Source organism: Pedobacter duraquae (assembly GCF_004362245.1).
GTDB lineage: Bacteria > Bacteroidota > Bacteroidia > Sphingobacteriales > Sphingobacteriaceae > Pedobacter > Pedobacter duraquae.
Genome location: NZ_SNWM01000002.1, coordinates 70,179 through 82,256, shown reverse-complemented (window position 1 = coordinate 82,256; position 12,078 = coordinate 70,179). Strand labels below are relative to the sequence as shown.

At 35.9% G+C, this 12,078-nt stretch carries 11 protein-coding genes; 7 read left to right on the top strand and 4 right to left on the bottom strand.

Going from position 1 to position 12,078, the window contains the following annotated elements; translation table 11 throughout:
* Positions 1–137 precede the first annotated feature (137 nt).
* Entirely contained in the window at positions 138–551 is a 414-nt protein-coding gene (locus tag CLV32_RS06470; RefSeq protein ID WP_133553685.1) for a DUF3997 domain-containing protein, read from the bottom strand.
* A 1,392-nt stretch (positions 552–1,943) separates the two neighbouring features.
* On the opposite strand from CLV32_RS06470, the gene CLV32_RS06460 reads away from it, so the two are divergent.
* From CLV32_RS06460 to CLV32_RS06450, 3 genes are read left to right on the top strand one after another with little or no spacing between them, the layout of a single operon-like run.
* Positions 1,944–2,279 carry a hypothetical protein gene (locus CLV32_RS06460; protein WP_133553683.1) on the top strand — a complete coding sequence of 112 codons (336 nt, stop codon included), beginning with the start codon at positions 1,944–1,946 and terminating at the stop codon, positions 2,277–2,279.
* Between the two features lie 52 nt (positions 2,280–2,331).
* The gene (locus CLV32_RS06455) at positions 2,332–2,859 is read left to right on the top strand and encodes a hypothetical protein (RefSeq protein WP_133553681.1); all 528 of its coding nucleotides are present in this window, start codon (positions 2,332–2,334) and stop codon (positions 2,857–2,859) included.
* A gap of 23 nt (positions 2,860–2,882) precedes the next feature.
* The gene (locus tag CLV32_RS06450) at positions 2,883–3,824 is read left to right on the top strand and encodes a hypothetical protein (RefSeq protein ID WP_133553679.1); all 942 of its coding nucleotides are present in this window, start codon (positions 2,883–2,885) and stop codon (positions 3,822–3,824) included.
* 550 nt (positions 3,825–4,374) lie between these two features.
* Here CLV32_RS06450 and CLV32_RS06445 read toward each other — a convergent pair.
* Positions 4,375–4,578: a hypothetical protein gene (locus CLV32_RS06445; RefSeq protein ID WP_133553677.1), complete on the bottom strand. Its 204-nt coding sequence runs from the start codon at positions 4,576–4,578 to the stop codon at positions 4,375–4,377.
* A gap of 60 nt (positions 4,579–4,638) precedes the next feature.
* Here CLV32_RS06445 and CLV32_RS06440 point away from each other — a divergent pair, with 60 nt between their 5' ends.
* The 4 genes from CLV32_RS06440 to CLV32_RS06425 all read left to right on the top strand — a co-directional run bounded on the left by CLV32_RS06440 (position 4,639) and on the right by CLV32_RS06425 (position 7,752).
* A complete protein-coding gene (locus CLV32_RS06440) occupies positions 4,639–4,884 on the top strand; it encodes a CHC2 zinc finger domain-containing protein (RefSeq protein WP_166641900.1) in 246 nt (81 codons plus the stop codon).
* A gap of 24 nt (positions 4,885–4,908) precedes the next feature.
* Entirely contained in the window at positions 4,909–5,562 is a 654-nt protein-coding gene (locus CLV32_RS06435; RefSeq protein WP_133553674.1) for a toprim domain-containing protein, read from the top strand.
* Between the two features lie 516 nt (positions 5,563–6,078).
* The gene (locus tag CLV32_RS06430; protein WP_133553672.1) at positions 6,079–6,936 is read left to right on the top strand and encodes a pPIWI-associating nuclease domain-containing protein; all 858 of its coding nucleotides are present in this window, start codon (positions 6,079–6,081) and stop codon (positions 6,934–6,936) included.
* 21 nt (positions 6,937–6,957) lie between these two features.
* Positions 6,958–7,752: an HNH endonuclease gene (locus CLV32_RS06425; protein WP_133553670.1), complete on the top strand. Its 795-nt coding sequence runs from the start codon at positions 6,958–6,960 to the stop codon at positions 7,750–7,752.
* 26 nt (positions 7,753–7,778) lie between these two features.
* Here the strand turns inward: CLV32_RS06425 and CLV32_RS06420 are convergent, their stop codons facing one another.
* Positions 7,779–8,411 carry a hypothetical protein gene (locus tag CLV32_RS06420; protein ID WP_133553668.1) on the bottom strand — a complete coding sequence of 211 codons (633 nt, stop codon included), beginning with the start codon at positions 8,409–8,411 and terminating at the stop codon, positions 7,779–7,781.
* 75 nt (positions 8,412–8,486) lie between these two features.
* A complete protein-coding gene (locus CLV32_RS06415; protein ID WP_133553666.1) occupies positions 8,487–12,077 on the bottom strand; it encodes an NACHT domain-containing protein in 3,591 nt (1,196 codons plus the stop codon).
* Between the last annotated feature and the right edge of the window lies 1 nt (position 12,078).

Here is a 12,078-nt window from a genome sequence, read left to right as displayed (position 1 = left end):
AGAAATTGTAGCCCTAAACGCTGTTGATGTTTAATGAACCGCCATATGCCGAACGGCACTTACGGTGGTGTGAGGGCACAGGTAATCATAAGTTGATTACCATCTCTATGAATCTAAATCTAACGATGCTGTTATTTTTACTTAAATGCACTTGTAAACGGTATAGGAGTTATACCGAGATCTTTTCTTTTACTTTCGAATTGTGCCAGATCGAACGGACCAAGACTCTTAGGATCAGTAAATGTTTTTAGCTCTTGCTTAATAGGTATGATATAGTAGTTAGTTACCGTAGAGTCTATTCCTTTTTTTAAGTCATTTGGATGTTGTTTGGCAATAATATAGTCTTTGTTATGCCCTATTTCAAATACCATTGAACTAACAATCCCGGAATACGAACTCTCAGTATCCTTGTAACTGACAGCCATCTCAGTATCCAAGTCTGGAGCTAATAGATAATAGTTACCGATAATTTGTACTCTACGATGGGCGCCAATTCCACCACAACTGGAAATTAGCAGTATGATAAATAAAGAAAGAATAGCTTTTGTCATTGATTGTTTTCGAAATATAATAAATCTGCGCCAGATTGGTATGCGTAAATGTAGCAAAAAAAGACTGCTTAACAGACCAATAGTAAATAATGAGAGTTATGTTTCATTACATACGACTGCCTTAACACTCCCCCAAAATCGGCGCTACATTTACAACGGAATTTTTATCAGCAAGCGATGCTAAAATGTAGCATATAGGCAATCCCAGCCTTCAGTTAATGCATTAATAGTTATAATAACACGCATCTCGCAATCTTTATGCATTAAATCGATGCCTTTAATCTCATTAATATTTGCTGTCTTTATTTTGATTTGATGATATACACAGTTCGATTAATCTATCTTTCAGTTTCTGTACGTTCGAATCTCTTCAAGTGCATTTAAAAAATCCTTTCCATGTTTATGTTGTACTTGGGACAAAGCTATTGGCCTTATAGACCTGCCAGCAGCTTTTCTTCTTCAATCGCTTGAAGTTCTATCCAGTGAGTAAATTAGTATTCAGACCCTAACTCACAGATTACTCACTGGAAGATGGTTTTAGATGAACAATTTGACACATCTTAAAAACAAAAAAGCCTGTTAATGATACATTAACAGGCTTTTTATACTTTTTGGTAGTGTTACCAGCGGAGAGAGAGGGATTTGAACCTATCTCGTTTTTCCGTGTTTAAAGTATATTTTTAAGTGTTTTCAAAGTGGTACTCACTGAGAACTCACTGTTAAATGCCTGAGTGTTTTTATAAACCTAATTTACGAAAATATTTTTGTTTGTCGCATCATTTAAAAAGTAAAAGAACAATATGATTCAAATTGGGATTGGTTGCTGGAACTCAAAAACACTGTTGTTCTCAAAGAAGCCGAGTTGAACCAGGCATTTCTTGACCTAGAATCTCTAGCAGACGTCAAAAAGATTTATAAAGTTAAGTGAGAAGTGGGGTTTATTTATACTGCTGCTTCGGATTAAGTATTTGTTGGCGTTGAACAATGAACTAACTCCTGGTGAATAATTTCTATACTGTGTTCTTCCTTGATTTTGCTCTTGGTTGCTCATAGCCAGATATATAGCCAATACCCAAGGCGTATTCGCACCAACCGTATCGGTGCTGATCGTCCCATTCGAGCCAGGGTTAGGTACTGCATTGTTCTGGCTTGTCTTTTCATCTCTCTTGTGGGCGAAAAGTTTATAAAGGACATCAGTGAGGTGCGTTGCCCATGGACCGGGCGGTGGGCATAATCTACATGGCACATAAAGGTAAGCAGCTTCCTTCCAAGCCTATCGGGTAGGTAGCTGCCTTCGAAGTCACGCATAAAAACGTCATCATCGTCTGCAAATTTATAAAGCATCTGGCATAGATCAACATATTCCCTCAGTCTGTTTTGCTGACGGGTTCGATGTTTGACCTTGCTAAAAGTGAATTTAAAGGCGAAGTATTAGCGCGCAACCTGAAAGAATTTGTAGGCACGACTGTGCGCGTGGTCGGAAAATTTGTATGTGACAAGACAGTTCGCACCAAACGCGGAGACTATATGAAGTTCGGCACGTTCTTCGATGTCAATGGTGACTTCTTTGATACAGTACATTTCCCGCCTTCTTTGCGAGCTTATCCGATTCGTGGAAGTGGCATCCACCTGATCGAAGGGAAAGTGGTCACTGATTTTGATTGTCCCGCCATTGAGGTTTCAAGAATTGCGCCGACGCCGGTACATGCCGATCGGAGAAGTCTTTGATATATAATAATTTTGATGGTAAAATGGTATATTCCCGCACTAAATACGTTCAATGAATACCGGAGATTATTTCAATATACAGAATCAGCAACAACGAAATGAGGAAGACAATAGATTTAGAGAACTTGAAAAACACTACAGGAAAGCACTAAAGAATAAGGAATTTATATTGACCCCTTTTTGGCATCTGGATCAATCGGAAATTGATTTTACGAGGTTACTTAATGACTACCCAAAATTTCTTCAAAAAAACAGTGCATACAGTATTTATCACATTGAGGTAGAAGAGTTATTTAGGATCGCAACAAAAAGATTGAAGAGCGTTTTTGATAAGAAGAAATTCTGGAAAGCTCGAAATAATGATAAGATCGTCGATATACTTGAAAAATGGGAATCAGGAGAAAAGTTAATCCCTGTTATCATTAATAGCTATGGTTTCTCAATAAATATTCAGGACGGCAATCATCGTTTCTCTGTTTGCTGCTATTTTGATGTAATGACGATACCGATTATTGTTGCTGAGGAGTTTAAGACAGTTTTTCTTCTTAAAGCAAATCCAGATAAAATTACACTGGTTTAAAATTTAGTAAAATATATTTATATATGAAATTATCAGAAAAAGAGTTAAATAAATTAATAGCTGAGGCTGGAAAGTTAAACAAGGACCAGAAGCAGGAATTGCTGACCTCGGTCAATGAAAGCCTTATTAACGCAAATTGCCCGGTCATTACTGCTGAACAGATTACGTTTATGCCACAGAGTGTTGGGAATTGGGGAATGCAAGATTCTACGCTTACGACAATTATTTTTGATCATTATTATCCCCCTGCTCTTGATGGACAGTACGCGCATTTTACGGATTTAAATGCCTTTGATTCCATTCTGAAACAAAAGAAAATGAGGTTAACCTCACCGTTGAAACGTGAATCGGATGATGAATTTATCCATGTTTATGATGAATACGGGATGGACGGCTACCAGAATTCCACCCACCCTGTTAGCGGCAAAAAGGCTTTGATGGAAAATCTGTTCTATTTATCACTTACCGGGAACCAAAGTTCTGATATAGACATGCAAAGGGGAATGTGGGACCATTTTGGAAATGCGGGTACAGGGGTAAAACTGGTATTTCAGATTACAGTTAAAAATCACGATTCATTCAGAAAAGTATTTTACCCTGAAATATCAGGTGATTTAAGCAAGGATTTGATAACCAATTTAAAAAGAATTGCTGCCATCTATGACAGGCCGTTTGTCATAAATAGAACGTCGAGGCTTGGTGCATTTTATATCAGCAATGTTTTTAAAGATGAGTATGAAACGCGGTTGCTGGTAAAGAAGTTGCCGGAAATGCCTTTTCCATTTCCGGTACATATAAATTCTGCAGGAATACCTTTTATTGAACTGGATTTCGACAATAAACTAGTAAACTTTAATCTGATAGAGGTTCAGCCAGGATTCAACTGTGATCGTAGCCATCTTCAGTCAATATTAGATTCATATCATTCTTCCGCAACGTTACTGCCCAGTGCAAAGACACCCTGATAAACCGCTTTAATCAGCACAGAGATTAAAGTGGCTCATATAATCTCGTGCTATTGGAGGTCCGACCTTCCCGGGCATAAGAGGTTTGTGCAGAAGTAAAATCATTAAGAGGGGCTGTTTATGGATGGCTAACAGATCGGATTAAATTCGTTTTGGTATTGAATGATGAAACGATTAAAAGTTAAGACTTCCCTGAATATCAGGTGTTCCGCTTGTTTTTGCCAATGGCATTCTTTTAAATGATTTTTCAGCGATGAACGTTCCCCAATATGGCTTTAGGTAGGAATTGATTCCTTCCCTGCTTCCTGCCTTAAGCCAGCCATCCCGGTCCTACTCTCCGACAACCAGCGGCATCCTTTTCTTCCGGTTATGGATTTTTGCTACTGCAATAAACGTACAAAAGGGTGAGCAATAACGCTCACCCTAGATCTACCGGAGCAACTCACTCAATTCCACTAGTCCTGTCTTCTGCAAAAATCGGTGGTGATTGCGCTTAGTTCATCCTGGAATTCATTTCCGATCACACCATACATTCCGAGTCACCAACTTCTTATTTCACCAGCCCCTTCTGAATAAGCTGGGATAGAAATAATAAGTTCCTCCCCCTGATCTTCAGTTCAATTTTTACCGCCTCATGCATACTTGATATGCTCAGGCATAGTGTGTACAACTGTTTCAATTCTCTCACCTTTTCCATCTTCACATTGTTTGATGCACTTAATTCACTACCGGCTTTCGTTCCATTTGCAGCCATTGAAAATTTGAATGGCTGCGTGCTACATCCTCCTATCAATCTACTTTTGCCATTGAATCAGTGCAGAAAGAAAAGGTGATGGAGAACAACAAAATAATAAACGTAGCAGAGGCTAAACAATTGGATATTGTTCAATTCTTAGCCTCGCTGGGCCACCGGCCCAAAAATGTCCGGGGAACAGATCACTGGTATCTTTCCCCGCTGCATGAAGAAAAGACCCCTTCCTTCAAGGTCAACAGCGCCCTGAACAGGTGGTTTGATTTTGCACTGGGGCAGGGAGGGAATCTGGTTGATCTTGGCATCTAGTATTTTCGCTGCCCCGTTAAAGAATTGCTGGAGAAATTAAGCGAAGGTTTTTCGTTTCCGCAGCAGGTTGCAGCACCGCGTCAGGCAGCAAAGCAGGATCAGCCAGAACAAAAGAAGATCATTATTCTTACTGAAAAGGAGCTTACCTCAAATTGGTTACACGCCTACCTGGATGAGCGAAAAATCCGTCCTGCAATTGCGCAGCAATATTGCAGGGAAATTACCTATTCCTATGGCGACCGCAGCTATTATGGGATCGGCTTTAAAAATATTTCCAGCGGCTTTGAAATTCGCAGAAAATATGCCAAGCTTTCCAGCTCGCCAAAGGACATCACCCTGATTAAAAATGGCAGTGATAAGCTTGCCATATTTGAAGGATTTACCGACTTTCTTTCTTTCCTGTCCCTTGATCGGAAAACGGCAGCAAAAGGCACCGACTTTTTAATCCTCAATTCGACTTCCTTCTTTGAAAAGTCCATTGACCTGATGAACAGCTACCAGACGAAATGGCTCTACCTGGATAACGATGCAACCGGACATAAATGCAGGGATAAGGTATTAAGTCTGAAAGCCGGATATGAAGATAGGAGCATCCTTTACGAAGGCCATAAAGACCTGAATGAATGGCTGGTTAATAAAGACCGTCCGCATCGACAACAGATGCGCCGGGGTTTGTGAAGTTCTGTAAAGATTAAAGACAGTCACAAAAAGCAGTCTTTAAAAGTCTGTGGGATTGCTGGCTTTTTTGCAATCGGCAAGATGTCCGGTTGTTTCACAAACCGAATCTTGCGCCACTTACTCGGAACTCGTGTGGCGATAGCCTGAAATGAAAGTGTTGTTTCTGTAAAGTAAAACCTTTCGTTTTATCACCAGCTTCCCTTTTTATTGTAGCCATTATTTTTATATATTAGATTGTTTTAATCTTGTTTTCTTAAGATCAATGTCCATTTACCAAATATAGCAACAATTGATACGATGGGGATGGCATTCTTTTCAAGACCGTAGGCGCACTTGGAAAAGGGAAAAGCATTTTCATTACCGCCAAATTGCCTGACTCTGTACAATCGCAAAAGATTTTATAGAAGCGTTAGAGCCAAACAAACCATTATCTTCGAAAGAGATTTCTCCAATTGAATTAAACTGATAATTTTTTTACATATTTAAGTCATATACTTTTAAAGGATTTTTTAAAAAATGGATAAGTCTGAAAAAATTTATAAGTTGCTATCATCAAAGTTTGAAAAGGATCTCTACGAAGCAGCTATTGCGAGTCTGAATGAAAATAACAATAAGCTAAGATATAACAATTTCGCTTATAGTATAAGAGAGCTTTCCAGACACTTTTTGTATAATTTATCTCCTGAAGCTAACATTTTTTTATGCACATGGTTTTCTGTTGAAACGGAAGATGGAAAGCCTACAAGAGCACAAAGAATCAAATATGCTATTCAGGGTGGAATTAGTGATGGAATTTTGAGTACTTTTGGATTAAATGTTGATGAACTTAAGGGAAGCATAAGATCAATTAAGTCGTCAATCGACTCATTAAATAAATTTACTCACATAAATCCCGAGGTCTTCGATTTGTCCGATGAGGATGTAGAGTCTTTAAGCCACGGTGTGTTTTCAAATTTTGAAAGTTTCGTTGAACTCATTACTGAGTGTCGAAGTCAACTCGCGAATTTATTGGAAAGTAGCATTCATAACCAAATGATTGATGCCATTCTTAAAAATTATTTCGAAAACATTGATATGATAGCTCCACATCATTCCATTGATTATAGTGAGATCAGCGATTATTTTGTTAGCGAAATTAGTCATGAGCATATTATTGTTAATGTATCTGGTGAGCTGTATGTAACATTGGAATATGGATCTAAACAAGAACGTCGCGAGGGTGATGGATTGGATATGAGTGAATCATTTCCTTTTGAAACCCATATTAGATACGAAATATCAGAAGATTTTCCAAACTCTACCTATCAAGTTGATGATTTTGGCGTGGACACGTTGTCTTGGTATGGTGATGAAGAAGAGCTTGGTGATGATTGAGAAAGTAGGTAAATATAAATCATGGAATTAAAATCGAAATTGCAGAAAAATTTGATACTCACTCATGTTTATAAAGTTTGTTCAATTGTAGAAGATGCAATCGAGGCAGGTGTTCCACTAAATTATAGCGACAAAGATGATCTTGATAATTTAGGCGAAAGAACTCTTCAATTTGGAAAAAAGACACTGCTTCATATATACATTAAACATGCTCTTATAGAATATTATAATTACTTCTTTAAGGATATGGCTGATCAGGTATGCGATGATATAATCGAGTTAGACTTTTTGCAAAGTCAATTTACGAATTACGAAATTGACATTGATTTTATTAGTATTAAATATGATCCCGAGTATAATCCAGTTACAACCGTAAAACAGATAAAACATTGGTATAAAAAGAATGAGCCAAAATTTCAATTGTTATATGAAAAGGTAAACTGCGAAGTTTTTTTTATATTATTTTCTAATAGAGCACTTTTGCAAAAATTCAATCTCAATAATTCGTTGAACTTTAATCAACTTAAAATATCAGAGAATCGGCTGTCTAAAAAAGGAACAGTTAAGAGGACAAAAATACCTGTATGGGTTAAGGAAGCGATAAAGTTTCGCGACAAAGGAATGTGTTCTTGGTGCGGTATAGATCTTAAAAGTCAATTCAATCGCCTTACCTCATCAAATTTTGATCATATTCTACCATTAAGTTTATATGGAGCAAATGATCCAACCAATATCCAATTGTATTGCAATACCTGCAATAAAAAGAAAAGTAATAAAAATTCGAACTTTGGAAAGGTTTATGAGATATGGTTTTAAATCACAGGATAAAGATTGATTATTTCCTATATTTTAATATTTTCGACCTTTATAGCTAAATGATTTATGATTTCTCTTACTGATAAAAAGTACGGAAATGCTTCTTCCTCTGCAAGAATTTCTTGTGCTAGTCCATAAATTAACGGCATATAAGCTATTGACTGGGACTTTATCGAGAATTGATGAGCTTTCTCGGTGGCAGATATTGAAATAGGTGCTGCTAAATTATCAAAAATTTTATTTGCCTCTGCATGGCTGTATGCGTTCCTAAACTTTTTTCTAATAACTGTTAAACTTGTTTTAATTGCATCATCAATTAAATGTAAATCGTAACACGAATTAATATTATCATTTAGTGTACAGTTGTCATATTTTTTGATTGCCGACTCATAAATTTCAGCTTGTAATGTAAAGTTATCTTTCCTGCCACCAGATGTATGATAAATTAATGCCATTTTAAAAGATCGCTCTAGCCAATGGTTTATTAATGTGATAGCAGCTTGATTGCATCCTGTTAATATAGACATTAAAATTTCACTTTTTACAGATTCTAGTTCAGGCCATACCAGTTTTTCGTTTAAAAACGGCAAGATTTTGGCAATATTGTTTTCAATATTAATTATAACTGTACTTGCTATTGAGTTTAAATTACTTTCCATTATGGTTTAATTATTATTGATAAATCATTTGTAATAATCCAAATTAATGATCATTTATGTTTAATTAATTATTAACTATAATTTCAAGGTGAAAAGGTCCCCGTTTAGCTGTATTTTTTCCCTCATGCAAATGCTTTCAAATGCATACTGGCAGGTATTGACAACTATCTCCTTGTTTATATATTTTGTTGCATACTCCCTGATAATGGGTAATGAACGTTTTGAACCTGCGAATGCTAGGCATTCCACTGCCCTTCTGATTTGGGGAAACGTGAAGCCATTATTTATTTTAAAAGTCTCCAACAAATTCAGGACCCAATCTTCATCATCGGGTTTGACCAAAGTCACTAACGTCCTCATCGGTCGTTCAAAGTGAAATCCACCATCCTGAATTTCAATTTTATTTTCACATAGATCTTCAACAATTTTCTTTATGCGTGGAATAAATATTGGGTTCTCTAATTCTTCCACTGCTTCTAAAAAAGTATCCATTTGAATTCCTCCAGCACTAATATCAAAAGGATAGTAAGTTTCAAAAAAGCAAATAACTATTTCGGTGGCCAAATTTGGCTCAATTAATTTAAGCTTTTTTAGTAGGTGAAAGTGTATATAAGAATTTTTCTGCGTAAATGATTTTCCATTGTAATACCATTTAATAATTTTCCGTTGCTTTTCTTTTTCACCAATAAAATAGTAGGCGCCTGCAACTTCAAATGCTAAACTGTATTCGTGAGAATCACTAAAATCTTTTTTTAAAGATACTGTTATGCGGTCTAATAGCTCTATTCCCTCAGAAAGATTAAAGCGACGTATTGCTTTTATAAGTGTGTATGCTGTAGGTACATAAATAGCTGAAGGAAAATCATTCTTTCTAAATATTTCAATAATCTCTCCATTATTAATCAAAGCTTCTGCAGCGCCATTTTGCATTTGCGGATCATTACTATTAAAATAAAAGTCAATTTTATCTTTAACTTCTCCGTAATTAAACCGGCTCAGCGCAGCAACTGCTTTATAGGCAACATTTTTGTTTGGATGCGCCGCTAGTTCAAAAAATAACTCTTTGGGAACTTTGCATTTACTTTCGCATATGATATCAACCAAATATCCTGTGATATCGCCTTTATCTTCAATGTGTTGAAAAAGTTTGGTTTTGATCTTCTCCATGGTAGATAAAGATGCAGCTTGCTTTAGCAAATTTTTAGCTGGTGAACTAAATGCACTGTGGTGTGTTTCGAATAAAAGATCAACTAACTTATTATTAAAAACCGTATCTGGCAAAGATGAAAGAACATCGGAAATTTGTCTTAACTTATCGTCATTACCTTTTGAATTGATAAAGCTTTTGATAAATAGTTCCTTTAATCTTTTAATGATATTTTCAGTTAAATTTCCTTGATTTTGTAATTCCAAGAAAATTCTTCCGCATTCTCTGTTCATTATTAGATCATTAGTTTTCTCCCAACGTTCTATTATCAGCAAATGTTCAGTTTCATGGTAATAATAAAGACCTCTCGCAATATGGGCTTGCGATGAGCTTCCTGAAAAGAAAGAACCTGATGTCCATTCGATATTTTTCAGTATTAGGTCTAATGCAAGTTTGGATTTAGTCTTTCCAATTCTGCTTAAACCAAACATTTTAATTTCTGCAGAAGTTTCATTTTCAATCGCTGTGTAAATTTCTTTTAGAACATAATCGCTTTCGATATTAGTTACAAAATAACTGGCGCGGACACGTATTTCAGGAATATCAGAGGAAACTTGTTCCATTAGATCATCCACAATCATTTGAAATTCTTCCTGATTACAATTACCATTCTCCTGGAGACAGGATGAGCAAAGCCATAGATCAAACTTACACTGTTGGATTAAGGGTGTACAATCTTTTATAAAGGATGCTACCCCGATAATTATAAGTTGCCACCTCTTTTCATTGACCATTTCGAGGGTTATAATATGCCCAGAGTCTAGTCTATCCTTCAGTCCTAAGCTCGCGAAATGGTTTAAAAAGAGACGATGCCAAAAGTACAAGCTGTCACTTCCTCCAACTAGTAGACCAGTTTTTTCAATTTGGTGTAATATTTCGGTCGTTGTGATCCCGATTTGAATTTTTCTATTGTTTTCGAGAGCTATCAAAGGCGCTACCAATAATGACTCTACCTCAGATCGTGATAGAGAAGCTTTGTCGGAATCAATCAAATAATAAGCAAGAATAGAAAGTAGCTTTGAAATTGTTTCCCAGTTTAAATTTCCAGTTTGTTTCTTTTTACTTATCTGCCATTTTTCTATTCTATTTACTATTACACTAATAACTTGCGTAACTGTTTTAGGTAGGCTCTTTAATTCTTTAAAAACTGAAATCAAGCAAAGTAGAAGTAAGATATTGCCGGATTCTTTTTTCATTCCACTTCGCTCCAGTTGGTAATGAAAATTATGATATTGGCCACCTATATGATTCTCTACGATTATTTTTATCTGTTCATCAGTAATTGGTAATATTTCAAAACCAACAGAAGGTTTAAATCTAGGAATACTATTGGGCCTAGTCGTTATAAAACATTCGTAATTTTCACCTAAATATTCTATTTCCCTGAAAGTCTCATCCTGATAGATTTCCGGTACTTCGTCATAAGCGTCCAAGAAAAGTATAAATTCATTTTTTTTTGGTAAATCGTAGAAGGATGAAATGGTATAACCATTACGATTCAAGGTAGATAAAATCAGATCCTTTATTTTGGTAACATTTGAAATCTCCCTTAAGGCGATATATATTGGTATACGAGTGTCTTTATTTGAAAGGCATGTTTCAGCAATGTGCCAATTCAAATATTTTAACATGCTCGTTTTACCACTACCTGTATCACCTACAACAACTTTTATCTTTAATTCAATATCCTGTCTTAAATTATGAATTTTATATAGTTTTTGTTTTTCATAGATTTTACTTTGGCCATATTCGCAAAAAGTAAGTAAATTGTCTGGTGTGATGCCTGACAAATTGAGGTTTTCTAGCCCCTGAAAATATTGATTAGGCAAATACCATTTATCACTTTCCCTAGAAATTCTATCTAAGTAATTTTTAAAATCCGCTAATAAAACTTTCTGTTTACGTTTATTTTCGATCAGCCTTTGTTCATCTGTTATCGTAATAGCATCCTCAATATTTACATCTTTCAAAATTTCTATTGTAGTCTTCGAATTTTGATTATTACGCCCAAGTAAAACATGTAATTCAGTTAATTTTATTTGCAGATCTGCGATGTCATTAGAATGAAAAACAAGTTCATTTACATTAAAAACCTTTAGTTCTTTACCATTTGTCAGCATGATAAAATTTTTACCTACACTTAGAGCATAAGATTGAAGTTGGCCAAAATGGTTATCAATGTCTTCATCAGGACCTTTGCTGTCAATAATGAATTTTGCCATATCGTGATTTCCATCGAGGCATATAACGAAGTCCGGCCTATGAATTAGGCCTTTAGATCCTCCCTCAGAAAAGCGTACGCCAGAATAAATATCCTTTGCCGGAAAATATTTTTCCGGAATAATATCAATAAGCTTGTACCCAAGAAATCCTTGCAAAAGTGGTAATACAAAATTTTGGCTAACAGCCGCTTCATTTTGAAATTTTAAATGCCCAAAATCGTCAAATAATTTACCCATA